Source organism: Planctomyces sp. SH-PL62 (genome assembly GCF_001610895.1).
In the GTDB taxonomy this organism is placed as follows: Bacteria; Planctomycetota; Planctomycetia; order Isosphaerales; family Isosphaeraceae; genus Paludisphaera.
This window is the reverse complement of the sequence record NZ_CP011273.1, coordinates 2,536,393-2,561,996: the sequence shown is the minus strand read 5'-3', so window position 1 is coordinate 2,561,996 and position 25,604 is coordinate 2,536,393. Positions and strand designations below refer to the sequence as shown.

The window sequence follows — 25,604 nt, the reverse complement described above, 5'->3', positions numbered from 1 at the left end:
CCGCCTTGCGTGAAAGAGTCGTTGAATCAGTCGACGAACATCATCTCATTCGTGATCAGCAAGACCTGCGCGAGCTGGGCGCGGGGGGCGAGCGTCGACCCGTCGGGCTCGTCGGCCAGGCTTCGCAGGAACCTCGCGGCCGTCTCGACCTCGTCGGGCTCGGCGGGGCGGGCGAGGATCAGGCGGTAGAGGGCCTGGATCGCCTCGGGCGGGGCGGTCGCGCCGCCGACGTCGGGCCGGTCGGCGAGGGCGCGGGCCTGCTCGACGACCAGGGGGGCGTTCATGCCGAAGAGGGCCTGCTGGGGGACCGTGGTGAGGGGCCTGCGCTCGGCCGAGGCGTCGGGGCTGGCGAAATCGAACGCGCGGAAGACGGCCGGCAGGCTCTGGCGGTCGACCAGGCCGTAGACGGTGCGGCGGGCGTTCCTGGGGTCGTTCGCCACGTCGACCGGCTTGCCGTGCATCGTCGCGTCGAGCCGGCCGGAGACGAACAGGAGCGTGTCGCGCATGGCCTCGAAGTCGAGCCGGCGGCGGTTCGCCCGCCAGATCAGCTTGTTCTCCGGGTCGACCTTCCGGCAGTCGGGGCGGTCGGCGCTCGCCTGCCGATAGGTCGCGGAGAGGACGATCAGGCGATGGAGGTTCTTGAGAGACCAGCCCTCCTCGACGAAGCGGGCGGCGAGGTCGTCGAGCAGCTCGGGGTGGCTGGGCGGGTTGCTCCGCTCGCCGAAGTCGCTGGGGGTGGAGACGAGGGGCTCGCCGAAGTGGTGCATCCAGACGCGGTTGACGATCACCCGGCCGGTGAGCGGATTGGCGGGGTCGGCGATCGCGTTCGCCAGGTCCAGCCGGCCGCCGCCGTTGGCGAACGGCTTCGCCTCGTCGCCGGCCAGCACCCGGAGGAACCGTCGAGGGACGACGTCGCCCGGCTGCGCGGGGTTGCCGCGGACGAAGATGCGGGGCGTATAGGGCTCGTCGGCGTCGACCAGGACCATCGCCCGAGGCGCGGCGTCGGCCGCCTTGACGGTCATCCGGTCCAGTTCGACGGTCTTGCCGCCGAACGCGTCCTTCTCCCCTCGCGACATGTAGGCGCGGGTCTGGCTCCGGGGGAAGTACGACGGGCTTTCGCGGTCTTGCAGGATGTCGAGCACTTGCCGCCGGGCCTCGTCGGACGGGTCGGGGGGCGAGGACTTCGACTCCTCGTAGACGCGCCGGAGGAGGTCGGCGTAGGCCCTGGCGACGTCGGCCTTCGTGCGGATCGTCGCGGCGTTCAGGGCCGAGGCGACCAGCGGATTGAGGCTGCCGGGGTCGGTCCCGACGGGGCGTTCGGCCCAGGCCGCGAGAATGGCGGGCGCCTCGGCGGCGAGAGCCTCCTCGTCGCGCTTCATGAGGTCCGACCAGGGACCGAAGACGGGGTCGGACGGGACCGCTCGCTGCTTGAGATAGCGACGCCAGCGGGCGACGATCGGCGGGCGGAGATCCTCGGGCGCCAGCGACATGAAGAAGACGGCCGTCTCCAGCGGGTCGGCCGGCGTCGTGCCGGCTCGCTCCAGGTAGTCGCCCCCGCGCTTGCGGGCTTCCTCGGAGAGCAAGGCGTACTGGTCGTCCAGGAACTTGCGGATCTCGGCGCGTTTGGCGGCGGCCTGGTCCTCGAACGTCTTGCGGTCCGGGGTCTTCGCGGGGTCGTCGATCAGGGGGAGTTCCAGCGGGGCCTCGGCGCCGGCGAAGACGCCGTAGAGGGCGTAATAATCGGCCGTCGGGATCGCGTCGTACTTGTGGTCGTGGCACCGGGCGCAGGCGATCGTCAGGCCGAGCAGGCCGCGGCTGACGACGTCGATCTTGTCGTCGATCTGGTCGTGGACGTTGTTGTCGAACGCCCGGCCCAGCGTCAGGAAGCCCATCGCCGCCAGCCGCCAGGGCTCGTCCCCGGGCGCGACCACGTCCGCCGCGAGCTGCTCGCGGATCATCTGGTCGAACGGCGTATCCTCGTTGAACGACCGGACGACGTAGTCGCGATAGGTGTAGGCGTAGGGGCGGATTCGATCGTCCCCATACATGAGCACGCCGTCTTTCGTGTCGGCGTACCGGGCCACGTCCAGCCAGTGCCGTCCCCAGCGCTCGCCGTATCGGGGGGAGGCGAGGAGCCGGTCGACGACCTTCGCGTAGGCGTCGTCGGATCGATCGGCCTCGAACGCGGCGATCTCCTCGGCGGTCGGCGGCAGGCCGATCAGGTCGTAATAGACCCGACGCAGCAGGGTGCGGCGGTCGGCCGGGGGCGACGGGGAGAGGCCGGAGGCCTCCAGCTTCGCCAGCACGAACGGGTCGATCGGCGTCTTCGACCATGAGGCGTCCGCGACCGGCGGCGGCTCTCGGCGGGCGACCGGGAGGTACGACCAGTGCCGGCGGGCCTCGTCGAAGTCGATCCCCTGGACCCTGGCGACGGGTTCGGCCGCGGTCTTCGGGAACGTCGCGCCGCCGGTCACCCACTGCCGCAGGACGGCGATCTCGGCGTCGGGCAGCTTCTGCTTCGGCGGCATCTTCACCGAGTCGTCTTCATAGCCGACCGCCTGGATCAAGAGGCTCTCGTCGGGCTTGCCCGGCTCGACCGCCGGCCCCAGATCGCCCCCCTTGAGGAGCCCCTCGAGCGAGTCGACCGCAAGGCTCCCCTTGAGTCTCTCCGCCTGCGCCGAGTGGCAGCCGAAACAGCGCTCGACCAGGATCGGCCGGACCTTCGCCTCGAAGAACTCGGCCCGCGCCGCGTCGGGGTCGTCGGCCCGCGCCGATCCGGCGAGGAGCACCAGCCAGCCCGCGATGAATCGCGACGTTCGAACAAGATTCCGCGCGGCCATCGGCGTCGTCCCCCGCCCCGGTTGTTTTAACATTCCTTTGATAATTCGCGCATGGCGGGGGCCGGCTGTCAAGCGGTTCTCCCGGGGGACGAGCCGGGGCGCCGGAATCAGCGGCCCGGGCGGCGCGGTCGCCGAACGACGCAAACCCCCGTGTCCGCCGGGCCGCTCGACGAGCCCACGATCGATCTCACCTGGCTTTGGGACGGTGGGGCACCGAAGTTTTGGGCGACCAAAAAATTGAATTGGCGCGCAGGGTTTCCTGTTTTAAGATCTGCATCATTCGGAAGACGGGGATGTTGAATTTGGTTTTGGATGAGCAAGTCGGAGGACTTATGGTTCCCATACGGCGCTGGGCGGCTGGTAGGCGGTCGGGGTTCACCTTGATCGAGCTGTTGGTGGTGATCAGCATCATCGCGGTGTTGATCAGCCTGCTGCTGCCGGCGGTGCAGGCCGCGCGGTCGGCGGCGAGGCGGACGCAGTGCGTGAACAACCTGAAGCAGATCGGGCTGGCGATCGCGAATTACGAGTCGGCGATCGGCGCGTTCCCGCCGGCGTACGTGGGGAACCCCAGGGCGGTCGGTTCGGCGTACGGGGTGAGCTATCCCGACGACAACATCAACACGACGCCCGGCTTCGCCTGGGGGATGCTGATCCTCCCCTTCCTGGAGCAGTCGACGGTCCACGCCAGCTTCAACACGAACCTGCCGTGCTGGGCGCCCGACAACTCGACCGGCGCGAGGGTGCAACTGACGGTCTTCCTCTGCCCGTCGGCGACGGACGGCACGGAGCCGTTCGCGCTGCACCACTACAGCAACGGCGATTCGGGCGCGCCCAACGACGCCGGCGAGTTCACGCCCCGGATCGTCTTCTCGCGGAGCCATTACGTCACGAACGCCGGGATCAACCAGCCGTGGGGACGGACGAAGGCCTATTCGTACGACTTCGACGCCCCCGAGCCGATCCCCGGCGCCCCGACCCCGCACGTCATCGACGGGCCGTTCTACCGGAACTCGCGGACCCGCGCCGCGTCGGTGACCGACGGGCTGTCGAACACGATCTTCATCGGCGAGAAGTCGTCCTACCTCTGCGACTCGACCTGGGTGGGCGTGGTCCCGTTCGCCTCCACCCCCCAGCGCCCCCGGTGGCCGTCCGACCCCAACAGCGGCGGCAACCTCGTGGGCGCGCACAGCGGGCCCGACATCCGCGACCATCCCCAGGTCATCATCCACGCCCCGAACCACCCGTTCGGCCACACCGACGAGATGTACTCCGAGGACGGCGACGGCTCCAACGTGCTGATGGGCGACGGCTCCGTCCGCTGGGTCAAGGAAACCATCAACCCCTACACCTGGGTCGCCCTCTCCACCCGCAACGGCGGCGAGATCGTCCCCGGCGACTATTGAGCCTCGCCGCGCGAGCGAAATCGGGAAACTTCCAAATGAACATGCGAAAACTAACGAGGACGTGGGCCCTGCTCGCGGCGCTCGCCCTCGCGGGCTGCGGCGCCCCCCCGCAGATGGGCGCCGACGCCGAGACCTTCAAGACCGTCGACGCCCTCTACACGGCCGTCTCGCTCCACAAGCCCGAACTGGTCGACGGGTGCCTGGCGACCTTGAAGTCGCAACGCGAGGCCGGCAAGCTCGACCAGGCCCCCTATGACGCCCTTGAAGCCATCACCACCGAGGCCAAGTCCGGCTCCTGGGAGTCCGCCCAGACCCGCCTCGCCCAGTTCATGCGCGGCCAGCGCCGGGGCCGGTAGCCGGGCTCCGGCCCCCGCCCCGGCCGCCGGCCGGACGATGACGAAATGTTAATCGGAGTTGCGTGGAAATCAGGCGTGAATGTCTTGACTGGCCGGAAAAGGGTGGAATACTAATAAAGCGTTGACGATTGGGAGGGGCGGCGCCTGCGGGCCTGGAATCACGAAGGCCCGCTTTTCCCGTCCCTCCGCCGAGCGAGCCGCGCCCGAGGTCGGGCGGCGGTCGCGGCGCGCCCTGAGCCTGGGGGACGAAGATGGCCGAGCCCAAGAAGCGGACCCGGACCAGAGTTGCGGGGGGGCCGCCCACGGGGGCGCGGCCGGCGGCGTCGTCCTCGGCGCGGGCGACGCCGAAAGCCCGCGAGGAGGAGCCCCCCGTCGCGTCTGGAGGGGGGGCGACGGCCGACTCGACGCTGGAGCAGCGCCTCGAATGGCTCCAGCGGGGGCTGCGAGAGATCGGCGCGATGTGCCTGCAGCTCGGCGGGGAGTCGGGCGGGACGAAGGGCCTCCGGACGCCCCCCCCGGACGCCGCGCCTGGCCCTCCGCCGGTCGCTGCGCCGCCCCCACCGCCGACCGGCGACGTCACCCTGAAGCAGTTCCTCGAGGGCGTCCAGGACCTGACGCATGAAGAACGCCTGACGGTCGTCGACGCCGCGGCGACCATGCTCGGCCAGGTCTACGTGCACCTCCCCCTGAAGCGGGCGATGCACGGGATCGACCCGCTCCAGCGACTTCGACTGCTGAGGCGGAAGCTGGCCTTGCAGATCAAGCTGGGCGAGCGGGACGAGAGCGCCCGGCAGTTCCACGACGAGATGATCGAGATCTTCCACTCGCTGCGCGACCTGCACACCAATTACATCCTCCCGTTCGACTTTCAGGGGAAGACGGCCTACCTCCCGTTCCTGGCGGAGGAGTACTTCGAAGGCTCCCCGCCGAGGCGGCGATTCCTGGTGACCCGGGTCCTGCCCGGGTTCTCCCACCCGACCTTCGGCGTCGGCGCGACGCTGACGAGCTGGAACGGCATCCCCATCGACCGGGCCGTGGAGCGGAACGCGGCTCGCGAAGCGGGGAGCAATGCCGACGCGCGGCACGCCCGGGGCCTGGAGGCCCTCACGCTGCGGCCGATGGCGCTCACCGCCCCGCCCGACGAGGAGTGGGTCGTCATCGGTTACGAGTCCGGCGGGCGGGCGTTCAAAGCTCAATTCGACTGGATGGTGACGACGCCGGCCGCGGCGATCAGCGGCGCCGACGTCCACGACCCGGGCGACATGGCCGACGACGTCGCCCGGGTGATGGGCTACGACGCCGAGACCGAGGCCTTCCGTCGCTCCCGGAAATCGCTCTTCTTCCCGGAGGAAGTCGACAAGGAGCGGCACATGGCGCTGGTCGTCGCCAGCGTGACGACGCCCGCCGACCCGTTCGCCGCCGCCGCTCCCGTCGACGGCCCGCGATTCGGGGCCTCGGCCCTGGGCTTCGACGTGAAGGGGGAGGCGTTGCGGCGGATGAAGCAGGCGATGCGGCCTCCCGACATGCCGGAGGCCCAGCGCCGCATGGCCGCCGCCGCGGCCTCGACGACCGGCGCGCCCCCATCGGTCGCGGCCGACGCGACGAGCCTCCTCCCCGACTTCTTCGCCTTCCGAACCGTCGAGACCCCATCCGGGACCTTCGGCTACATCCGCATCTCCTCCTTCATGACGTTCGACGCCGACTCGTTCGCGGCCGAGTTCGTCCGCCTGGCGAAACTCCTGCCGCAGAACGGCCTGATCGTGGACGTCCGCGGCAACGGCGGGGGGAACATCAACGCGGGCGAGCTGCTCTTGCAGGCCCTCACCTCCCGCCCGATCGAGCCGGAGCGGTTCCATTTCATCAACTCCCCGGCGACGCTGAGGCTCTGCCAGGGCCATCCCAGCCTCGCCGAATGGGTCGAGTCGATCGACCTGGCCGTCGAGACGGGCGAGACGTACTCCCAGGGGTTCCCCCTCACGTCGGAGGCCCGCGCGAACGCCGGCCTGGGCTACCATTATCCGGGCCCCGTCACGCTGGTGGTCGACGCGCTCTGCTACAGCACCACCGACATCTTCACCGCCGGCTTCCAGGACCACGGCGTCGGCCGGGTCCTGGGCACGAGCGGGCGCACCGGGGCCGGCGGGGCCAACGTCTGGACCTATGACTTCTTCACCCACCTCGACGGCTTCATCCCGCCGCCCAGGGGGGTGAGCTTCCGCACGGCGATTCGGCGGTCGACCCGCGTCGGGGCCAGGACGGGCGTGCCGCTGGAAGACCTCGGCGTTAAGCCCGACGCCGTCCATCTCATGACCCGCCGCGACATCCTGGAACGCAACGTCGATCTGATCGCCGCCGCGGCGCAGATGCTCAACCCCGGCACCCTCTGAATTCCACCCTCGCGAGGCCGACCATGTCGAATGAACCGGACGACGTCCGTCGTGAGATGATCGCCCTGCTGGGTCGCATCGTCGGGAGCGGGCCCCTGCCGGCCGACCTCCAGCGCACGGCGCTGGAGATGTACGCGAGCCTGGCGGGGCCGCCGCCCGAACCGACCGCCGACCTCTCGACGGACGAGATCCCGACGGCCGACACGGCCGCCCTCTTCCCCGAGGTATTGGACGGCGGAGCCGCCGCCGCCGCATCCGTCGCCGCGCCCGCCGCGGTCGGTAGCCGCCGCCTCGTCTACGTGCACGGCATCTGCCGCCACGACCGGGGCTATTCCGACCCCTGGTGGGCCGCGCTGCAGCCCTTCGTGCCGACGGCCTTCGGGCCCGGGACGCGGGGCGAGACGCGGTTGGAGGTGCTCTGGAGCGACATCGTGAATCAGGCGTCCGGCTCCCTCCGGGGGGCAGTCTTCGGCGCGGCGTCGGCCGACGCGCTGCCCGACCCGGTCGCCCGGCGCGAACGGGCCCGCGCCGCCGCCGCCGAGGAGATCAAGGAGACGCTCCGCGATCGCGCCGACCAGCAGACCATGGCCGCCGCCGCCGCGCAGGCCGACGGCCTCGCCGGGGCGGCCGGGGCCGGGCTCCTCGGGGCCGGGGCCGCCGCCGCCGCTCCCGCCGGGGCCGGGCTCGCCGGGGCCGAGATGGCCGGACTGATCTCCATCCCCGGGGCGTCGTGCATCGACGACTTCTCGATCTACCTCGTCGACGACGCGGTCCGCAAGGCCATCGTCGATCGCTTTCTCGCCGTGGTCCGGCCCGAGCTGGCCGCGGGTCGCGGGCTGGACGTCATCGCGCATAGCTGGGGCACGGTCGTCGCCTACGAGGGCCTCCGCCAGCTCGAGGACGACGGGCTCCGCACGCCGCTCGTCCGCAACTTCTTCACCGTCGGCGCCGCGCTCTCCATCGGCGCCGTGAAGCTGCGGCTCCGCCCCGCCAACAAGGACGGCCGGAAGCCGGCGAACGTCCGCAACTGGGTCAACCTCGACGCCCGGGGCGACGTCGTCGGCGGGCCCCTCAAGGGGCGCCCGTACGCCGTCGATGCGGATTTCGTCAACCTGGCGCCCTCCGGCTGCGGCAGCTTCCTGGGGCTCGTCAATCCGCAGTGCTCCCACAGCTCCTACTTCCGCCCCGCCAACGCGACGGTCAACCGCGACGTCTTCGCGCGGTTCATCAACTGAACCAGGCGCGTGCAAGGCGGGCGCGGGCCGCGATAGAATGGACCTCGCTTCCGGGTTTCAGGGACCGAAGGGAGGACGCCATGCGGATCGGGACGTTCGTCTTGCTACTGGCGGCTTGGACGGTCGGCGCGAGGGCGGGGGACGACGCCGCAACTTTCGCGAAGGGCCTGCCGGATCGGCCCGATCATTTCCCGATCGCCGTCTGGTTGCAGGACGTGGCGAACGCGGAGAAGTATCGGGCGATCGGCGTGAACGTGTACGTCGGCCTTTGGCGGGGGCCGACGGTCGAGCAGCTCGACGCCCTCGACGCGGCCGGCATCCGCGTGATCGCCGGCCAGAGCCCCCGTTCCCTGGCGTTCCGCGACCGGCCGACGATCGTCGGCTGGATGCACGACGACGAGCCCGACAACGCCCAGGCGCTGCCGAACGGCAAGGGGTACGGCCCCCCCGTCACGCCCGAGACGATCCTCGAACGCTATCGCGCGATGAAGGCCGCCGATCCCGACCGCCCGGTGCTGCTCAATCTGGGCCAGGGGGTCGCGTGGGACGGCTGGTACGGCCGGGGGACGCGGACCAACCACCCCGAGGACTACCCGGAGTACCTCAAGGGCTGCGACATCGCCTCGTTCGACATCTACCCGGCGTGCAGCACCGACGCGGCCGTCGCCGGCAAGCTCTGGTACGTCCCCCAGGGCGTCGACCGGCTCCGCGAGTGGACCGGCGGCCGCAAGCCCGTCTGGTGCTGCATCGAGACGACCCGGATCAGCAACGAGGACCGGAAGGCCACCCCCCAGGAGATCCGCTCCGAGGTCTGGATGGCCCTGATCCGGGGCGCGAAGGGGCTGATCTACTTCTGCCACCAGTTCAAGCCCACGTTCATCGAGGCCGGACTGCTCGCCGACGACGCGGTGGCGCGCGAGGTCGCGGCGACCAACGCCCGCATCCACGAACTCGCCCCGGTCCTCAACAGCCCCGACGTCCCCGACGGCGCGACCGTCTCCTCCTCGGACGAATCGATCCCGATCGCCTGGGTCGTCAAGCGCCTGGGGGACGAGACGTACCTCTTCGCCGCCTCGCTCCGCGAGGGCGAGACCACCGCGACGTTCCAGCTCCCCGGCCAGGCCGACGCGAAGCTGGCGGTGGAGGTCCTCGACGAGTCCCGGACCCTCGAAGCCCCCGCCGGCGCCTGGTCCGACCGCTTCACCGCCTATCAGGTCCACCTGTATCGGATCCGCCCTCGCGACTGACGCGCGGCCTGGTTCGGCGCGTGGCCTTCAGCGCGTGGCCTTGGCGTGCGGCGGGGCCTCGGCCGAGCCCGCCGCCCGAGCCGGCTCGCCGGCCATGAAGTGGTTGCAGCCGCTGAGCCCCGAGACCCTCAGGTTGTACGGCAACAGGTCCTCGTCGATGCAGAGCCCGAGCGTCGGGTCCTCGACCTTCGCCTCGGGCTCGATCTGCCACCACTTGCAGTCCTTGCAGAGGCCCCATTCGGAATCGTCGTGATCGTCGTGCGCGGGGGACTTGAAGGCGGCCATGATCGGAGTCTCCCTCGGTTGATGACAGGATGGATCACCCTTCACCGGGATGATCCTTCAAGTCGTCTCCGATGCAAGCGGTGGGCCGAACGCGCTCAGATCAGCTCGGAGATCGGGTCGCCGTGGGGGAGCAGCGCGATGGGGCGGCCGGCGACGTCCGGGTAGTACTGGGTGTGGTCGATGCCGAGGTAGCGATACCAGGTGGCGAGGAGGTCGTTGGGGGTGAACCGCCGCTCCTTGGGCTCCTCGCCCCTGGCGGTCGTCGCGCCGATGACCTGGCCCATGGGCATTCCGCCGCCCGACATCAGGACGGACATCGCTTTGCCCCAGTGCTCGCGGCCGGGCTGGCCCTGGTGGTTGGAGAGCTTGGGCGTGCGGCCCATCTCGCCCATGACGACGATCAGGGTCTCCTTGTCCAGCCCTCGGGCGTGGACGTCCTCGATCAGCGCCGAGACGGCCTGGTCGAGCACCGGCAGGCGGATCTCCATCTGTTCGAAGATGTTCCAGACGCTCGCGTGGTCGTCCCAGGAGAAGGCCTTCTGGCCGGGGACGCAGGGGAAGTCGATCGTCACCAGCCTCACGCCCGACTCCACCAGCCGACGCGCCAGCAGGCAGCGCTGGCCGACGACGTTGCGGCCGTAGCGGTCGCGGAGGACGTCGGGCTCGCGGGCCAGGTCGAAGGCGTCGCGCGCCGAGGGGCTGGTCAAAACGTCGAGCGCCCGCCGCTGGAAGACGTCGAACGAGCGGGTCGCGGCGGTTTCCTCCAACGCCCGACGCGCGCCGTCGAACCCGGCGAGCAGCCGACTCCGGCCGCCGAGCCGGGCGCGACGCGCCTCGTCCAGGACCAGCTCCGGGACCTTGAAATCGGGCTTGTTCGGGTCGGCCGCGACCTTGAACGGCCCGTACGTCCGGCCCAGCGCGCCGCCGCCCTCGTAGGGCAGGTTCGGCAGCGCGACCCACTTGGGGAGCGAGTCCGCGCGATCGGGCAGGAACTTGTTGGCGGCGTGGAAGACGTAGGGCTGCTTGGGCGTGAACGGCGCCTGCTCCACCAGGTCGCCGGTGTAGCCGGTCAGGACGGTGTGCGTGCTGTTGGCGTGCCCCGGGCTGTCGTGGGTGATCGACCGGACGATCGCGAGCTTGTCGGCGATCTCGGCCAGCCGGGGGAGCTTCTCGCAGATCTCGATCCCCGGCACGCTCGTCGGGATCGGCTTGAACAGGCCGCGATACGCCTCGGGCGCATCGGGCTTCATGTCGAACGTCTCCATGTGGCTGGGCCCGCCCCAGAGCCACACCACGATCATCGACGGGCCCCCCGACGCGCCGCCGGTCGAAGCCGCCGCTTGCAGCCGCATGAGGTCCGAGACCCCCAGCGCCGAGAACCCGGTCAGCGAGGCCCGCAGGAACGCCCGCCGGGGCATCGTGCCGAGGCAGGCCGGAGAATCGGACTGGGACACGGCGTCGCCCTCATCGTCTTGGTGGGTGGAGTCGCCCCCGACGGGACGAGGCTCGTCCCCGACCGGCGACGCCCGATTCTAGCATCGACAGCAAATGTTCAACAACCGTGTAATGAGGATGGATTCGTCGTCGGCGCTCAAGACTCAGGAGAGGAGCCGGCGGCAGGCGCGGGCGAGGAGGTCGGCGAAGCTCTCGCGGAAGGTTTCAACCGTGAACGACCGGGCCACGCATTCGAAGGTCGAGTTGCAGAACCAGAAGACGTAATGGTTGCGATCCCGCCATCGGGCCTGGTCGTAGCAGGGGTGGACGCGGTTGATCGCCTCCAGCTCCGTGAGCCACCGCGAATTCACGACCCGCTGGGGCATGTAGCCGTCCAGCCCCCTGCCGTTCAGGGGATGTCCCTCGTGGACCTCGTTGTTCGGGTCGCCCAGCCGGGCCGAGGAGCAGTCGAGGAATTCCACGAGGGCCAGCGGCACGATCGAACCGTCGCCGGGGTCGACGAGTCGGACGTAGGTCCCATCCCAATCGGGGTCCTGTTCGTCCAGGCGGAAGATCAAGAACGTCTTGCGATCGCTCTGGAGGACGTGCGGCGTCGGAACGCCCAGGTTCCAGTGCACGGGGAAATCAAGCGGGACGGCGTGCTCCTCGCCCTTCGCCGCGGCCAGCTCGCGTTCGGCTTGCAAAACGGCTTCGGCGGCGGCCAGGTCATCCTCCCAGGTCCGGTCACGGTTCGCAGGGTCCATGTTCTGGTAGACGGCCTGCTCCCGTTCGCGGGCGGCGGCCAGCCGGCGTTCGATCGCGTCGATGTCCATGGCCGTTCGATCCTCATTCAGCCCAGCTTGAGCCATTCGGCGGCGTTGCTCCAGGCGATCCGCCGCCGGTCGGCGTCGTCGACGCGGAGGACTTCGAGCTTCAGCAGCGCCAGGTCCGGGTAATGGAACGGCATCCCGGTGCCGAAGGCCAGGCGATCGGCGCCCAGGCCGGCGACCAGGCGGCCGATCTCGTCGGTGAGGACCGAGTCCATCCGGGAGATCTCGATCAGGTAGTTGGCGGGGAGCCCGGAGTCCTTCCGCCCCAGCGGTCCGTTCGCATACCCCGCCCCGTTGAGGAGCAGGAACCGCGCGTCCGGCCGAGCCGCGACCAGGGCGGCGACCTCGGCCAGCGGGACCTCGGGGACCTCCACCAGCCAGCTCCGGTTGCGCACGTCCTCGACCCGGATCGGGATCGAGATCGGCATCCCCATCGCGGTCGCGGCGTCGACCAGTTCCAGGCAGGCCGGATCGGGAAGCGCGTAGCCGTGCCACTTCGGGTAGAGGCGGAGGCCCCGGAAGCCCAGGTCGCGGCAGGCGTGCAGGTCGTCCCGCCAGCCGGCGTAGGACGGGTTGATCACGGCGAAGGGGATCAGCCGATCGCCCCGTCCGACGACCTCGGCCGCGACCTCCTCATTGCCCGCCTGGGTGTTGCGGTAGGTGATGGCGCTTGCGCTGGAGACGACCGCCCGGTCGATCCCCTTCGCGTCCATCAGGGCGACCAGGGCCGGGCCGGTGTTGTGGCGGAGCGGGCGGAAGGCGAAGGGGCCGAGGTAGGCGTTGACGTCCAGGATCATCAAACCCGACCCCCCAGGAGCTTCGCCATGTTGCCGCCGAAGATCCGGGCCTTCTCGTCGTCGGTCAGGTCGGCGCCCCGGATTCGGCCGACGCCGTTGGTCATCGACATGTCGCAGCCGAACAGCAGGCGGTCGACGCCGAGCGTCTTCGCGGCCATCTCCACCACGCCGTCGTCGGGGACGCTGCCGCTGGTGTCCAGGAAGACCGAGGGGGCGTGCCGCAGGGCCTTGATCGTCCACTCCCAGTCGCCGCCGCCGCAGACGTGGGCGCAGATCAACCGGGCCTCGGGATAGCGCGCCGCCAGCTCGGCGATCCGCGCGCCATCGGAGATGCGTGGCTGGTCTTCCAGGAAGTAGTGGATATGGCCGGCGTGTTGCAGGATCGGCACGCCCAGCTCGATCGCCGCCTCGACGATCGGGAAGACGATGGGATCGGTGCAGAAGTGCTCATTATAGAGTTTAACGCCGATGAACCCGTGGTCCAGCACGCACCGCCGGACCTCGTCGACGGCCTCCGCGCCGCATCCCGGATTGACGTAGGCGTAGCCGAGGACCCGGCCGGGGAACCGCTTTGCGCCGTCGAGCACCCAGCGGTTGCACTCGCGGAAGCCGTCGGCCGTCGCCGGCCGTCGGGGCGTCAGCATGGAGCAGCAGAGGACGTCGATCCCCAGCCGGTCGGCCGCGTCGATCAGGGCGCGGTCGTCGGCCTCCCACGAAGCCCGGCCGCGATGGTGCAGGTGGGCGTGGCAGTCGATGACCTTCGGCCTGGCGGGCGTCTCGGCTTTCCCGGCCGTTTGCGCGGCGGGCGCGCGGCCGGCGGCGGCCGTCGCGGCCAGAGCGCCGGCGCGTTTCAGGAACGAGCGTCGGGAGCCTGATTCCTGGGGAGGTTCGGTCACGTCCACCTCCGGCGGGGTTTGCGGGTGCGGCGCGAGACGCCGTCTCGTAGGATGAGCAGGGTAAGCGATCCACCCCGGCCGATCAAGCGCCGAGCCTCCCCCTCGATCCATCAAAAGGAGTCCAAGGGACCATGCGACGCGACGAACCGAACGGCGGCGTGGGGGCCTCGCGGCGCGCCCTGCTGGGGACGGCGGCGGCGATGGCGGCGGGGCGGCTCGCCGGGGCGGACGCGGGCGTCGTCGTCGGCGAGCCGCTGGCGATCGACGGCGGCAGGCCGGCCGTCACGCTCGCGGCGGCCCGGCAGGTCGAGGCCTCCCGATGGCCGCTGTACGGCCCCGAGGACGAGGCCGCGGTGCTCGACGTCCTGCGGAACCCCGGCTACGGTCCCATCGACGATCTCGAGCGCGACTGGCGGGACTACTTCGGCGCCCCCTTCGCGAAGGCCCATTGCAACGGCACGAGCGCCATCGCGGCGATGTTCTTCGCCCTGGGCCTCCCCCCCGGCTCCGGGGTGATGGTCCCCAGCTACACGTTCTTCGCCTCGATCGTGCCGATGCGGCTCTTCGGCCTGGTCCCGGTCTTCGTCGACGTGGACCCGCGCACGCTCAACTTCGACGTGGACGACGCCCGCAAGCGACTGACGAAGGACGTCAAGGCGCTGATGCCGGTCCACTGGATGGGCCTCCCCTGCCCGATGGACGACGTCTCGGCGTTCGCCCGCGAGAAGGGCCTGATCCTGCTGGAAGACGTCGCCCACGCCCCCGGCGCCTCGTACCGGGGCAAGCTTTTGGGGGGCTGGGGGCGGATGTCCATCTTCAGCTATCAGAGCAGCAAGCCCCTCCCCGCGCTCGAAGGGGGGATGGGGATGTACCAGGAGCGCGCCGACTTCGAGCGCGCGACGGCCTTCGGCCATTCCGACGTCCCGGCCCGGTTCCCGGCCGACAGCCCCTACAAGCGATACGCCGGCACCGGCCTGGGCCTGAAGCTCCGCATGAACCCGATGGCCGCCGCGCTGGCCCGCGCGCAGCTCGGTCGGCTCGCCCCCCGCAACGCCTCCGGCGCGGCGCAGGTCCGCCGCCTCAACGACCGTCTCGCGCAGCTCCCCGGCCTGATCGAGCCCCCCTGCCCGGCCGACGCCGGCCGGATCTACTACGCGAACAACATCCTGTTCCTCGACGAAGCCAGGGCCGGCGCGACCCGCGCCGCGATCGTCAAGGCCCTCCGCGCCGAGGGGGTGCAGGCCCGCGAGCACCGCTATCCCCTCCAGCACAAGCTCCCCCTCTACGCCGAGGCCGAGTGGTGGAGCCGCAAGCCCGAGATCCCCGAACTCCCCGGCTCCGAACAGGCTAACCGCACCGCCATCGCCCTCCCCTACTTCACCTCCGAAGCCCCCGAACTGATCGACCAGTACGCCCAGGCCTTCGAAAAAGTCTGGGCCCACCGCTCGAAGCTCTCCTGACCCCCGACCGAGCCTCGGAGACCGTCTCTCGACGGAAAATGGCGAGGGGGTCGACCACTTCCACCGCGTCCGGTTTCGCGATCATCCGATCCGCGATGCGATCGAGTCGTTCAGTCCGGCGTCTCGGTCTCGGCCGGCTTCTTCCTGGCCCGCTCGCCGGCCGGTCGCGGCCCATCGGGCGATGAAGTCGGCGACGGGGGGCGCCGCTGGGGGTGGAGTATCCTTTATGAGACTCGACCGCCTTGCCTGGACACCGAGGACTTCGCGTCGTCGTCGTCGCCCCTGGGGACGCACCTGGATTCTAGGATTGCATGGATTCGGGTGCAAGCGAGTCGGGGAGGGGCGCGCGGGGGGCGCGGCTTGCGGTGGAGGCGCGGGGGGGGCATCATGGCGGCCGGGAATTTCCGCATTTCCTCGAATCGATCGAGACGACCCGGAGGCGATTGTCTGATGAAACTGTTGCATGTCGCGCCGCTGATTCTCGTCGGGGCCGTCCTGGCTTATCCGGCGTTCGCGGTCTCGGGCAAGGCCGACGGCCCTGCGCTGGCCCACATGGTCTTCTTCACGCTCAAGGACCACTCGCCGGAGGCGGTCGACGCCTTCGTCAAGGATTGCGAGAAGTACCTGACGAAGCACGAGGGGGTCGTGTACTTCTCCGTCGGCAAGCGCGCCGAGGACGTGGAGGAGCCGCCCAGCGTCAAGGATTTCGACGTGGCCCTGCACGTCGTCTTCGCCGCCAAGGAGCACCGCGACACGTACCTGGCCAGCCCCCGCCACGACGACTTCGTCGCCGCGATCAAGACGAAGCTCGACAAGGTGCGGGTCTTCGACTCGTACCTGACCAAGTCCTGAGCCCGGCCCAGGACGCGGCGACGCGAGGGGGAGGCCCGCCAGCCTCCCCGGACTGCTTCGAGGGCGACGGACGGGCTCAGATGGTCCAGTCGGGCGACCGGTCCAGGGCGGCGAGGTTGGCGACCGTCGTGCCGTCCAGGATGTTCACCTGGGAGGCCTGGATCCGCTCCCAGAGTTCGGCGAGGGCGTTGAAGGAAGACCGGCGCTGGGGACGTTCCTGGAAGCCCTCGCCGTCGATGACGCGGAGCACGTCCCCCATCGAGATCGTCATCGGATCGCGGGCCAGGCGGTAGCCGCCCGAGGACCCCCGAGTGCTGACCACCAGCCCCGCCCCCTTGAGGCGGATCAGGATCTGGGTGAGGAACGTCTCGGGGATCTCATGCGCCTCGGCGATCTCCCGGATGGGCACCGGTCGGCCCCCTTCATGGCGGTGAGCCAGGGCGATCACCGCCAGGCACGCGTATTCCGCCTTGGCCGAGAGCTTCACGGGCCCCACCTCCTGCAATCGGTCCGCGACGGTCGTCGGGGTCAGTTCCAACAGGGTTCCATCATCTTCTGGAACCGCGAGGGCTCCCTCGCCGCCAGCGCCTGCTGATAGGCCAGGCGATAGATCGACGCCCAGGGCCCAGCCACCGTGAACCCGCCGGCCGCCGGGGCGAACCAGGTCGCCGCGCCGGGGGCCGTGCTCGAAGGGACCGACGCCGACGGAGAGGAGACCGACCAGTTGATCCGAGACATCGCTTCCAACCTCTTCGTAAGGAGGACGACCTTGAAGACGTCGTCATTGTCACTATCCCTATCGGCTAAGTCAAGACTGATCCTGAGTATTCCTACTGAGTTTGTCTGGAATGCCTCGCCCGATACCTGATTTGGCCGGTCTCCTTGATCTGAATAGTCATGATGCATCAAAGTTCTTTGATGAATTTTCTTGCGGCGCGGCCCCGCTTCCGTTACTAGAGTAGGGGGTCGGGGCGGAGCACGCCCCAGGGATCGGCGGGCTTCAGCGGGGGGTGTACGATGAACGGCGCGATGATGATGGAGCGGAGCGGGATGGCCATGGGGATGAACATGGGCATGGGGAGCCCGGCGGGGATGTCGGCGGGGACGTCGATGCCCGCCGCCGCCCAGTGGATGATGGTCCCCCGCTGCACGATCATGATGGAGAAGTGCGACGGCGGGATGATGATGACCTGCAAGGCCGAGGACAAGATGGCCGCGAGCATGATGCAGAACCTCTGCAACATGATGGCCGGCGGCCTGTGCAGCTGCTGCATGATGATGAACGGTATGATGATGTGTCAGTGCAACATGGCGATGGCCGCTTGCAAGTGCGAGATGACCGACGACGGCGTCCGCATGACCTGCACCAGCGGCGACGTCGCGTGCTGCGCGATGATTCAGGCCTGCTGCGACTGCATGACGGCCATGATGAAGTCGGGCTGCGTCTGCTGCATTTGCATGAACGGCATGCCGGTCTGCTGCTCCTGCTGAGCGCGGAGCCGGATCGCGGACGCCGCCGCGAGGCCCTTTCTCGGGCGTCGCGGCGGCGTCGTTCGAAGCTCACGGGTCGGAGGGCTTCAGATGGTCCAGTCGGCCACGTAGGGGTAGCCGGGATTGCGGTTCTCGGCGATCATGTCGGCGAACGTGGTCTCGTCGACGACGTCGGCGATGGCCTGTCGGACGCGTCCCCAGAAGCCGAAGAAGGGGCACTGGCCGGGGTATTCGCAGGGCTTGGGCCGAGACTGGCTGACGCAGTCGACCGGAGCCACGGGGCCGTCGATGAATCGGATGATCTGGCCCACGGTCAGTTCCTCGGGCTGCCTGGCGAGCCGGTAGCCCCCCTCGGCGCCTCGTCGGCTGTTGACGAACCCGCCCCCCTTGAGCTGGCTGAGGATCGCCTCCAGGAACTTGATCGGGATATGCTGCCGTTCGGCGATCTCGTTCGCCTTCATCGGCGCCGGGCCGGGGTGCTCGGAGAGGGCGTAAATCGCCCGCAACGCATAGTAGCACTTGGCCGAGACGGTCATTCGCACACTCTTTGTTGGTTTGGCGTGTTCCCCGCGCCGATCGATCTTCGGCCCGCGCCTCGGCCTCGCCCGAAGCCCGCCCTTCCATTCTACTTCCTCGGCGCTCCGCCGAGAATCCCTCGATCCCGGTCGGGACGACGGGTAATCCGACGGGCCGGGGGCGGGGGCCGCCCCTACCTGGCGAGGCTCGAGACGGCCGCAGGTTTCACGGCGGCCTGTGGCGCACGAGTCTCACCTCACGCAGGTTCCTCCCCCATCCCTCCGTGCCCTGCTTCACCTTCGCCCCTCCTGGCGAGGCTTTTCGACCCCGGGTCGAAATGATCGTCCCAAATGATAGTACCGTCTCTTCAGGGAGGCGGCACCCGATCGCCGGGTTCACGGCGGACGCGGAGCCTGCGACGACTCGGCCTGCGACGAGCAGCGAAAAATCGCCGAACGAAGCCAATTTCGAGGCTTGGGTATCGTGTTTAACGATCTACACAGTAGAAAGTTGCGGCGATCGGATTCGTTGTCCAGGGGCTCCGAACAAAGCCAATTCAGGCCACGGTTGCGGTCAGGACCGTAGGCCGGGAACGAGGCCGCGAAAACCGCCGAACGAACCCAAATCACACGGCGTTCCCGTCGACTTAAAGCATTTTAAATGAATGACTTGAGTCTGGATATCGCGGGTCGTTCGGTCGGAATCGAAGCCAAATCGGGTCGATGCGCGGGGGGGGGGGCGGCCCGGGACTGGAGTGGACGGACCGGAGAGGCCGATACAGGGGGATGTACGGACTGGGGAGGGGCTGTCGGGCCGGGCTTTCCGGGTCCTTCGGCTTCCCACCCGGGGGGTTTTGTTGTAGCCTCCGGGCCTTGATACGCGGTCGTCGAGAGCCGACGCCGCCGTGGGGGCCGGGCGATTGACCTCGCCGGGGACTTCCCGAAAGCCGTCCGCCTTCCTTACGTCGTCTTGAGCGAGGTGCATGGATGCACGAGCCGAAGGGACGATACCTGTCGCCGACCGGCCCCCGCGGGTTCATCGGCGACCTGGTTCATTTCGCCCACAAGATCCCCTCGGCGCCGGTGAGCCGGGCGTTCGACGTCTCGGCGCTGGCGGGGCCTCGGGCCCGGCACCCGATGAGGCCGTCGTGGTCGTGCCTTTTCATGAAGGCCTACGCGCTGGTGGGGGCCGAGCACGCGCCGTTGCGGCGATCGTACCTGGAGTTCCCCTGGCCCCGGATCTATGAGCACCCCTGGATGAACTGCGCGCTGGCCATCGAGCGCCAGTACCTGGGCGAGGAGGGGGTGTTCGTGGGCCTCTTCCGGGCGCCCGAGCGGCAGTCGCTGGTGCAGCTCCAGGGGGCGCTCCGGGAGTACAAGGATCGGCCGCTGGAGGAGGTGGGCTTCTTCCGCCAGGCCCTGCGGTTCAGCCGGGTGCCGAGGCCGGTCCGGCGGTTCCTGTGGTGGAGCACCCTGAACATCTCGGGCTTCAAGCGCTGCAAGCGGTTCGGGACGTTCGGCCTGAGCAGCTACGGGGCGCTGGGGGCGGAGCAGATCCACCCGATCTCCCCCCTGACCACGACCCTGACGTTCGGGCCGATCGACCCCGAGGCGGGCCGGGTGATGGTCAAGCTGATCTACGACCACCGGGTCCTCGACGGCGCGTTCGTGGCCCGCCGGCTCCGGGACATCGAGGACGTCCTCAACGGGCCCATCCTCCGGGAGCTGCTCGAAGACCCGGTCGAGGCCCCGCTGGCGGCGGCCCCCGCGGCGGTGCGACGGCCCTACCTGTCGTCCGCCATCGCCCCGGCGCGAGTCCCCCATCCCGAGTGATCGGGCGGGGGCCTCGGCCTCGCGACGAGTCGGCCGGATCGGGTCAGGTCAGATCAGCGGGGTTTCCTGATCGGTGGTGATCCGGACGTCGAGCCGGCTCATCAGGCGCTTCAGGGCCTCTTCCTTGGAGTTGATGAACAGGACGTTCTCCAGGATGATCGCCCGGTCGACGTTGGGGACCCGCAGGACCAGCCGGCCCGAGCCGAGCATCAGGTATTCCAGGACGTCCGGGATCTCCTTGTCGAACTTCAGGTTCAGGGTCGGGAACCGTTCGAGGTCGCTGAGCGGCCCGTGGTGGTGGAGGATCTCATTGGGGAGGACCTCCCAGTAGTCCAGCCACCGGGTGATGTACACGATGAACATCACCCCGATGACGGCCAGGGCGTACATCAGGTAGAAGCCGGCGTTGGCGAACGTGTAGATCGATCCCAACAGCGTGTTGATCGGCCGCATCAGGTCGAGGTCGAAGAACGCCCCCAGCCAGAGGATGAAGAAGATCGAGAAGAGGATCGCCAGGATCATCCCGACCAGCTCGAACCGGGGGAAATCCAGCCCCATCACCACCAGGTTGAACGCCAGCATGATCAGGAACAGGATCCCCAGCAGGTTCTGGGGGGTGTTGAACCGCTCGCGGCGGGTCATCGACGGCCCCGCGGCGATCGCGGTGACGGGGGCCGGCGCGTTCGGGTCGATGGTGGCCGTCGGCGCGTTCGCATTCGGAGCGGCCGTCCCCGTCGGCGAGTCGACGATCACCGGCGTGGGGGGCACGCTGGCGTCATAGGTCTTGTTCGGCAGGAACCACATCCCCAGCGAGCAGATCAACGCCACGATCGCCGAGGGGAAGACGTAGATGACCTTCGGCCACATGAAAATCTTGATCCCCCTCTCGCGACGGCGCGATGCGGGAATCGGGGAGACCGGGCTCTTCTCGTCTGTGGACATGACGTAAGTACTCCATGCGGCAAGATCATGACGGCGCCGACCCGGACGTCGCCCGGAGGCGCGGGCCGCCGGACGTCCGACGGCGTGGGGCCCGAGGCCGGCCAGCGAAGATCGTAACGCCCGTCCAGATCAGGGTAAAGACTCAGCCCCCCCACCTCGGGAGGGCGTCCGGACGGGTCCGCGCCAGCCCTGCGATTCACGGGTCGGGAAGCTGTTCGTCGCGGGCGACCCGGTTCTTGGCAACGACGCCTCGATTACCGGTCGACGCTCATTCCGCACGTTAGCGAATCCTGTGCCTTGTTGTGAAAAATCTGCATTCAATCAAGATTGCGGGCTGCAGGATTGCGATCGTGGGGGACCTTGAACTAGCTTTGGGGAAAGGTGGCGGCTCAACGCCTGACCTGTCATTCCCGCTCTGCTGAGGTCGATCCCCATGACGACTCTGATTCGGAAGTCGACGACCCTGACGGCCGTCGCGGCGGCGTGGACGTTCGCGCTGGCGGCCCTGATCCCCCCCCTCCCCGCCCAGGACGCCGCGCCCGGCGAGGCCCAGGCCCCGAAGGCCAAGGCCAAGGCGTCCCGGAAGGCCGAGTCCAGGAAGGCCGCCGCGACGGCCGACGAGGACGAGGCGCCGAAGCCCCGATCCGCCCGTTCCACCCCTCCCGACGCCATCCGCCGCGTCCCCATCTACTTCGGAGGCCTGGGCCTGACCAACGAACAGAAGGAGTCGATCTACAAGATCGAGGGGAAGTATCAGCCCGAGATCCAGGACCTTGAGCAGCAGGCCGACGCCCTCCGCGAACGCTTGATGGCCGACTGCGAAGACGTGCTGACGCCCGCCCAGAAGCGAGCCTTGACCGACGCCCGCAAGTCCGCCGCCGAACGCCGCAAGTCGGCCTCCGATCGTCGCAAGGCCGAGGAGAAGCCCGCGCCGGAGACCGTCGAGGCCGACGCGCCCGCGAGCAAGCCCGCCACCATCGACTGACCTCGCCGATCCGGAGCCTGGGGACGCTCTTGGCACGAGGCTTGCGTTGACCATCCCACCGGTAGCAAGTCTCCGTTCCGGGCCTCGCGTCAGCTTGAAGCGATCCGTCGCGACGAGCGGCAGGCGGCCCCAACGTCCATCCGGGAGGTCACTCCGATGTCGATCCTGACGCAAATCCCCGCGCTCCATGCGGCGATCGAATACTCATTGCTCTATATGCTCCTCGGCGGCGGCGTCGTCGGGGCCGTGGTGGTCTACGGCGTCGCCAAGGCCTTCAACCGTTGAGCCCGACGTCTGATCCATGCCGAGTTGAACGAGGACGCCGCGTCCCGGCCTGATCCAGGGACCCGGCGTCCTCGTCGCGATCCCGCCCGCCACGCGCCCGCCGACTCATCGCCGACGCTCAGCGCCGCGCGGACTCGTCGGGCTTCGCATAGGATTCAAGGAACCCGCAGCGGCCGCAACAGTAAGTGGCGACCGGCCGCTTCCCACGTCCCCTGATCGCGAGCCCCGCCCACCAGGAACGCTGGGGAGCCCCTTCGATCCACTGGGACTGGGTGTATCCCCCCTGCGTGTTGTCGAGGATGAACCCCTCGTCCATCGTGTGCGAGCACTTCGGACATTTCGGCGTGGTCATGAAGCCTCCCGGAGCCGGTCCGGCGTCCCGGCGACCCGCCCGCCTGTGGAAACGATCGAGCGAGCCTCGCCGGACGACGTCGGTTCCAACGTCCGGTCATTCGCTCGATGGATCTGAATCTTATCCCACCCTCGGCCTTTCCGACCGACGAGGCCGACGGCCCGTCCATCCAGAAACTCCCACCCCCCATCCGCGAAGTTCTCTTCGTCGCCCTCGCACCGACGGCGCAGGGGTCGTGAAACTGCACAAGCCGAGCTTAGTAGGCGCATGAAAAAAGGGTTTGCGTCCTCTCGGACGCAAACCCTTTGATTGACCGTATTTTCAGCGGAGAGGGAGGGATTCGAACCCTCGGTACGTGTTACCGTACACGGCATTTCCAGTGCCGCACCTTCGGCCTCTCGGTCACCTCTCCGTCGCTAAATCGCTCGCGATACCTTACTTGCGCGCCGGGCTCCTGTAAAGCCTCTTGTGGAGGTTCCCTCGGGAGGGGGTGCCGTGCGGTGATCGAGGACCGAGTGTACGGCATGGCCCGGAGCGGACGCAAGGTCTGTACGCGTGGCGATTCGCGACTGCCGCCGGCCGGGTGCTCAACGGGCCTTGGTACGGCCCGCGGACGCGGCTTCGCGGCGGTAGAAGACCGCCTTCACGGCTTCCGCCGACGCCAGGTAGAGCCCGACGATCAGCGCCAGGGCCAGGAGGAACCTCGCCGGCAGCGGCTCGAAGCCGAGCAAGGGGGCCAGTGGGGTGTAGGGGATCGACGCGGCGGTCGCGGCGACCAGGGCGGTGGCCAGCGTGAGCGGCCGGGCGGGACGGCTGCGGTGGGCAGGGCGGCGAGTCCGCACCACCAGCACGATCAAGGAGGCCGAGACGACCGACTCCATGAACCAGCCGGTGCGGAACTGACCCGGCGAGGCCCCCAGCAGGTGGATCAGGACCGCGAACGTCAAAAAGTCGAAGGCCGAGCTGACGGCGCCGAAGACGAACATGAACCGCCGGATGAAGTCCAGGTCCCAGCGCCGGGGACGGTCGACCATCTCCGGGTCGACGCGGTCGCCCGCGATGGTCATCTCGGGGAGGTCGGTGAGCAGGTTCGTCAGGAGGACCTGCTTGGGAAGGAGAGGCAAAAACGGCAGGAACAGCGAGGCGGCGGCCATGCTGGACATGTTGCCGAAGTTGGCGCTGGTGGCCATGAAGACGTACTTCATGGTGTTGGCGAAGGTCCGGCGGCCCTCGCGGACGCCGGCCTCCAGCACCCTCAGGTCCTTTTCCAGCAGGACGATCTGGGCCGCCTCGCGGGCGACGTCCACGGCGTCGGCGACCGAGACGCCCACGTCGGCGGCGTGCAGGGCCGGCGCGTCGTTGATGCCGTCGCCGAGGTAGCCGACGACGTGGCCGGCCTTCTTCAAGGCCAGGATGATCCGCTCTTTCTGGTTGGGCTCGACCTCGGCGAAGACGGCGACTCTGCCGACCCGGCGGATCAGGGCCTCGTCGCTCATCCGTCGCAGGTCGCCCCCGGTGAGGAGTTCGGTGGTCGGCAGCCCGGCCAGGCGGGCGGCGTGGGCGGCGGTCAGGCGGTTGTCGCCGCTGATGACCTTGGTGGCGACGCCCAGGGCTGCGAGCCGGCCGAGCGTCTCGGCGATCTCCGGCCGGAGGGGGTCGTCGAAGACCAGCAGGCCCCGGAAAGTCATCCCCGACTCGTCGCTTCGCTCGATCCCCGTCGCGGGCCCCAGGTCGCGGCTCGCGAGCCCCAGGAGGCGGTCGCCTCGGCCGCCGTACTCGGCGGCGAGCCGGTCGATCCCGGGACGCACGGCGGCCATCTCCACCATCTCGCCCGAGGCCGTCTCGGCGGTCGTGCAGATTTCCAGGACGCGGTCGAGCGCCCCTTTCGTCACCATCAGGGTGCGGCCGTCGCGACGGACCAGCACGCTGAGCCGCTTGCGGACGAAGTCGTAGGGGATCTCGTCGAGCTTCTCGGAGCCGTCGAGCTCCGGGCCGCCGGCGGCGACGACCGCCCGGTCGATCGGGTCGGCGTAGCCGGACTGGAGGGCGGCGTTGAGATAGGCGAGCCGGCCGATCGGCTCGCTCGGGGCGCCTTCGACGTCGAGCGTCGCGCGGAGCCGGACCTTCCCCTCGGTCAGTGTACCGGTCTTGTCCGAGCAGAAGACGTCCATCCCGCCCAGGCTCTCGATCGCGGCCAGCCGGCGGACGATGACCCGCCGCCGGGCCATCCGGCGCGCCCCGTGGGCCAGGTTGACGCTGATGATCGCCGGCAGGAGCTGGGGGGTCAGCCCGACGGCGATCGCCAGGGCGAAGAGGAACGATTCCAGGGCCGGCCGATGCAGAACGACGTTGATGGCGAAGATGGCCAGGACCAGCAGGAGCGTGAGTTCCAGCAGCAGGTAGCCGAATCGCCGGATGCCGTGCTCGAACTCGTTCTCCGGGGGCCTGAGCCGCAGCGAGCCGGAGATCCGGCCGAACTCGGTCTCCTCCCCGGTGTGGACGACCAGGAGCCGGGCCGCGCCGCTGACGACGTCGGTCCCCTGGAACAGCCCGTCGGCCGCGGCCTTCTCGACGGGGAAGGTCTCGCCGGTCAGGGCCGCCTCGTTCACGAACAGGTCGCGGGCTTCCAGCAGGCGGCCGTCGCCGGGGATCAGGTCGCCGGCGTTGAGCAGCGCCACGTCTCCCGGCACGACCTCCTCGATCGGGATCTCGGCGGGACGGCCGTCCCGCAGGATCGTCGCCCGGATCCGGATGAGGGCGAGCAGCCCCGCCACGGCGTCGGCGGCCACCCACTCCTGCCGGAATCCGAGCAGGCCGCTGGCCAGCACGATGGCCGAAATGATCAGGGTGTCGGTCGAATCTCCGAGGGAGGCGGAGAGGGCGGCCGAGACGAGCAGCAGCAGGATGATGGGGCTCTTGAATTGGCCGATCAGGAGCGTCAACGCCCGGGCCCCTCGCCCCGCCTCCCGCCGCCGCGAGGGCCGGGCCGCCAGCCGGCGCGACGCCTCCACGCCGGCGAGCCCCGCCGGCGTGGTCCCCAACGACTCCAGCAGCGTCTCGATGGGCGGGAGCGGCTCGCCCGATCGCGGACGATCGGCCTCGGGGCGCTCCCCCCCGGTCGTGGAATCCATGACGTCGAGCTCCCGACGGCCCGGCCGTCGTCGGACGCACCGCCCTGC

23 protein-coding genes and 1 tRNA gene are annotated in these 25,604 nt (G+C 69.4%); 11 read left to right on the top strand and 13 right to left on the bottom strand.

All coding sequences use genetic code 11. The features are described from left to right. Positions 1-26 precede the first annotated feature (26 nt). Positions 27-2,840: a PSD1 and planctomycete cytochrome C domain-containing protein gene (locus VT85_RS09900; RefSeq protein WP_068414068.1), complete on the bottom strand. Its 2,814-nt coding sequence runs from the start codon at positions 2,838-2,840 to the stop codon at positions 27-29. A 293-nt stretch (positions 2,841-3,133) separates the two neighbouring features. Here VT85_RS09900 and VT85_RS09895 point away from each other — a divergent pair, with 293 nt between their 5' ends. From VT85_RS09895 to VT85_RS09875, 5 genes are all read left to right on the top strand, one after another. Continuing rightward, positions 3,134-4,243: a DUF1559 domain-containing protein gene (locus VT85_RS09895; RefSeq protein WP_409999939.1), complete on the top strand. Its 1,110-nt coding sequence runs from the start codon at positions 3,134-3,136 to the stop codon at positions 4,241-4,243. A 35-nt stretch (positions 4,244-4,278) separates the two neighbouring features. Next, entirely contained in the window at positions 4,279-4,599 is a 321-nt protein-coding gene (locus VT85_RS09890) for a hypothetical protein (protein ID WP_068414062.1), read from the top strand. Positions 4,600-4,850: 251 nt separating this feature from the next. Further along, positions 4,851-6,986, top strand: a complete 2,136-nt coding sequence (locus tag VT85_RS09885) for a S41 family peptidase (RefSeq protein WP_068414059.1) — start codon at positions 4,851-4,853, stop codon at positions 6,984-6,986. Positions 6,987-7,009: 23 nt separating this feature from the next. Next, entirely contained in the window at positions 7,010-8,221 is a 1,212-nt protein-coding gene (locus VT85_RS09880; RefSeq protein ID WP_068414056.1) for a hypothetical protein, read from the top strand. An 80-nt stretch (positions 8,222-8,301) separates the two neighbouring features. After that, entirely contained in the window at positions 8,302-9,468 is a 1,167-nt protein-coding gene (locus tag VT85_RS09875) for a hypothetical protein (protein ID WP_068414049.1), read from the top strand. A gap of 27 nt (positions 9,469-9,495) precedes the next feature. Here VT85_RS09875 and VT85_RS09870 read toward each other — a convergent pair whose 3' ends face one another. The 5 genes from VT85_RS09870 to VT85_RS09850 form a co-directional block, all read right to left on the bottom strand. Next, positions 9,496-9,753 (bottom strand): hypothetical protein, encoded by a 258-nt coding sequence (locus VT85_RS09870; protein WP_068414046.1) that lies wholly within the window; start codon positions 9,751-9,753, stop codon positions 9,496-9,498. Between the two features lie 95 nt (positions 9,754-9,848). Then, positions 9,849-11,207, bottom strand: coding sequence for a DUF1501 domain-containing protein (locus VT85_RS09865; protein ID WP_231871487.1), 1,359 nt, complete (start codon positions 11,205-11,207; stop codon positions 9,849-9,851). A 144-nt stretch (positions 11,208-11,351) separates the two neighbouring features. Then, complete coding sequence (locus tag VT85_RS09860) at positions 11,352-12,020, bottom strand: hypothetical protein (RefSeq protein WP_068414039.1); 669 nt, start codon at positions 12,018-12,020, stop codon at positions 11,352-11,354. 17 nt (positions 12,021-12,037) lie between these two features. Further along, a complete protein-coding gene (locus VT85_RS09855; protein WP_068414036.1) occupies positions 12,038-12,814 on the bottom strand; it encodes an amidohydrolase family protein in 777 nt (258 codons plus the stop codon). Beyond that, positions 12,814-13,710 carry an amidohydrolase family protein gene (locus VT85_RS09850; RefSeq protein ID WP_197491195.1) on the bottom strand — a complete coding sequence of 299 codons (897 nt, stop codon included), beginning with the start codon at positions 13,708-13,710 and terminating at the stop codon, positions 12,814-12,816. Before VT85_RS09850 ends, VT85_RS09855 begins: the two co-directional genes overlap by 1 nt. Positions 13,711-13,841: 131 nt before the next feature. Between VT85_RS09850 and VT85_RS09845 the strand changes: the two genes are divergently transcribed. Both VT85_RS09845 and VT85_RS09840 read left to right on the top strand, forming a co-directional pair. Continuing rightward, complete coding sequence (locus tag VT85_RS09845) at positions 13,842-15,170, top strand: DegT/DnrJ/EryC1/StrS family aminotransferase (protein ID WP_068414031.1); 1,329 nt, start codon at positions 13,842-13,844, stop codon at positions 15,168-15,170. Positions 15,171-15,620: 450 nt separating this feature from the next. Next, the gene (locus VT85_RS09840) at positions 15,621-16,022 is read left to right on the top strand and encodes a Dabb family protein (RefSeq protein WP_082858490.1); all 402 of its coding nucleotides are present in this window, start codon (positions 15,621-15,623) and stop codon (positions 16,020-16,022) included. 76 nt (positions 16,023-16,098) lie between these two features. Here VT85_RS09840 and VT85_RS09835 read toward each other — a convergent pair whose 3' ends face one another. Next, a complete protein-coding gene (locus VT85_RS09835) occupies positions 16,099-16,560 on the bottom strand; it encodes an RrF2 family transcriptional regulator (protein WP_197491194.1) in 462 nt (153 codons plus the stop codon). After that, the gene (locus tag VT85_RS09830; RefSeq protein ID WP_068414028.1) at positions 16,551-16,760 is read right to left on the bottom strand and encodes a hypothetical protein; all 210 of its coding nucleotides are present in this window, start codon (positions 16,758-16,760) and stop codon (positions 16,551-16,553) included. Before VT85_RS09830 ends, VT85_RS09835 begins: the two co-directional genes overlap by 10 nt. A 279-nt stretch (positions 16,761-17,039) precedes the next feature. Here VT85_RS09830 and VT85_RS09825 point away from each other — a divergent pair, with 279 nt between their 5' ends. Next, a complete protein-coding gene (locus VT85_RS09825; RefSeq protein WP_197491193.1) occupies positions 17,040-17,513 on the top strand; it encodes a hypothetical protein in 474 nt (157 codons plus the stop codon). A gap of 86 nt (positions 17,514-17,599) precedes the next feature. On the opposite strand, the gene VT85_RS09820 is transcribed toward VT85_RS09825, so the two are convergent. Next, entirely contained in the window at positions 17,600-18,049 is a 450-nt protein-coding gene (locus tag VT85_RS09820; protein ID WP_068414025.1) for an RrF2 family transcriptional regulator, read from the bottom strand. Between the two features lie 966 nt (positions 18,050-19,015). Here VT85_RS09820 and VT85_RS09815 point away from each other — a divergent pair. Further along, complete coding sequence (locus tag VT85_RS09815; protein WP_197491192.1) at positions 19,016-19,861, top strand: hypothetical protein; 846 nt, start codon at positions 19,016-19,018, stop codon at positions 19,859-19,861. A 48-nt stretch (positions 19,862-19,909) separates the two neighbouring features. Here the strand turns inward: VT85_RS09815 and VT85_RS09810 are convergent, their stop codons facing one another. After that, on the bottom strand, positions 19,910-20,803 hold the full coding sequence (locus VT85_RS09810; protein ID WP_068414022.1) for a hypothetical protein: 894 nt from the start codon (positions 20,801-20,803) through the stop codon (positions 19,910-19,912). 433 nt (positions 20,804-21,236) lie between these two features. Between VT85_RS09810 and VT85_RS09805 the strand changes: the two genes are divergently transcribed. Beyond that, entirely contained in the window at positions 21,237-21,788 is a 552-nt protein-coding gene (locus VT85_RS09805; protein ID WP_068414018.1) for a hypothetical protein, read from the top strand. Positions 21,789-21,944: 156 nt separating this feature from the next. Then, positions 21,945-22,073, top strand: coding sequence for a hypothetical protein (locus VT85_RS29640; protein ID WP_255376993.1), 129 nt, complete (start codon positions 21,945-21,947; stop codon positions 22,071-22,073). Positions 22,074-22,191: 118 nt separating this feature from the next. Here VT85_RS29640 and VT85_RS09800 read toward each other — a convergent pair whose 3' ends face one another. From VT85_RS09800 to mgtA, 3 genes are all read right to left on the bottom strand, one after another. Beyond that, complete coding sequence (locus tag VT85_RS09800) at positions 22,192-22,425, bottom strand: PF20097 family protein (protein WP_156512777.1); 234 nt, start codon at positions 22,423-22,425, stop codon at positions 22,192-22,194. Between the two features lie 325 nt (positions 22,426-22,750). Further along, positions 22,751-22,837, bottom strand: a tRNA-Ser gene (locus VT85_RS09795). A gap of 175 nt (positions 22,838-23,012) precedes the next feature. Further along, a complete protein-coding gene (mgtA, locus tag VT85_RS09790; protein ID WP_082858489.1) occupies positions 23,013-25,556 on the bottom strand; it encodes a magnesium-translocating P-type ATPase in 2,544 nt (847 codons plus the stop codon). Positions 25,557-25,604: the final 48 nt, after the last annotated feature.

Bases quoted from the DNA above. Each gene is read 5' to 3' on its own strand.
- VT85_RS09845 (WP_068414031.1), top strand. From the start codon at position 13,842: ATGCGACGCGACGAACCGAACGGCGGCGTGGGGGCCTCGCGGCGCGCC.
- VT85_RS09860 (WP_068414039.1), bottom strand. From the start codon at position 12,020: ATGGACATCGACGCGATCGAACGCCGGCTGGCCGCCGCCCGCGAACGG.
- VT85_RS09800 (WP_156512777.1), bottom strand. From the start codon at position 22,425: ATGACCACGCCGAAATGTCCGAAGTGCTCGCACACGATGGACGAGGGG.
- mgtA (WP_082858489.1), bottom strand. From the start codon at position 25,556: ATGGATTCCACGACCGGGGGGGAGCGCCCCGAGGCCGATCGTCCGCGA.
- VT85_RS09810 (WP_068414022.1), bottom strand. From the start codon at position 20,803: ATGTCCACAGACGAGAAGAGCCCGGTCTCCCCGATTCCCGCATCGCGC.
- VT85_RS09820 (WP_068414025.1), bottom strand. From the start codon at position 18,049: ATGACCGTCTCGGCCAAGTGCTACTATGCGTTGCGGGCGATTTACGCC.
- VT85_RS09885 (WP_068414059.1), top strand. From the start codon at position 4,851: ATGGCCGAGCCCAAGAAGCGGACCCGGACCAGAGTTGCGGGGGGGCCG.
- VT85_RS09825 (WP_197491193.1), top strand. From the start codon at position 17,040: ATGAACGGCGCGATGATGATGGAGCGGAGCGGGATGGCCATGGGGATG.
- VT85_RS09805 (WP_068414018.1), top strand. From the start codon at position 21,237: ATGACGACTCTGATTCGGAAGTCGACGACCCTGACGGCCGTCGCGGCG.
- VT85_RS29640 (WP_255376993.1), top strand. From the start codon at position 21,945: ATGTCGATCCTGACGCAAATCCCCGCGCTCCATGCGGCGATCGAATAC.
- VT85_RS09900 (WP_068414068.1), bottom strand. From the start codon at position 2,840: ATGGCCGCGCGGAATCTTGTTCGAACGTCGCGATTCATCGCGGGCTGG.
- VT85_RS09815 (WP_197491192.1), top strand. From the start codon at position 19,016: ATGCACGAGCCGAAGGGACGATACCTGTCGCCGACCGGCCCCCGCGGG.
- VT85_RS09870 (WP_068414046.1), bottom strand. From the start codon at position 9,753: ATGGCCGCCTTCAAGTCCCCCGCGCACGACGATCACGACGATTCCGAA.
- VT85_RS09840 (WP_082858490.1), top strand. From the start codon at position 15,621: ATGAAACTGTTGCATGTCGCGCCGCTGATTCTCGTCGGGGCCGTCCTG.
- VT85_RS09890 (WP_068414062.1), top strand. From the start codon at position 4,279: ATGAACATGCGAAAACTAACGAGGACGTGGGCCCTGCTCGCGGCGCTC.
- VT85_RS09855 (WP_068414036.1), bottom strand. From the start codon at position 12,814: ATGATCCTGGACGTCAACGCCTACCTCGGCCCCTTCGCCTTCCGCCCG.
- VT85_RS09875 (WP_068414049.1), top strand. From the start codon at position 8,302: ATGCGGATCGGGACGTTCGTCTTGCTACTGGCGGCTTGGACGGTCGGC.
- VT85_RS09880 (WP_068414056.1), top strand. From the start codon at position 7,010: ATGTCGAATGAACCGGACGACGTCCGTCGTGAGATGATCGCCCTGCTG.
- VT85_RS09830 (WP_068414028.1), bottom strand. From the start codon at position 16,760: ATGTCTCGGATCAACTGGTCGGTCTCCTCTCCGTCGGCGTCGGTCCCT.
- VT85_RS09895 (WP_409999939.1), top strand. From the start codon at position 3,134: ATGTTGAATTTGGTTTTGGATGAGCAAGTCGGAGGACTTATGGTTCCC.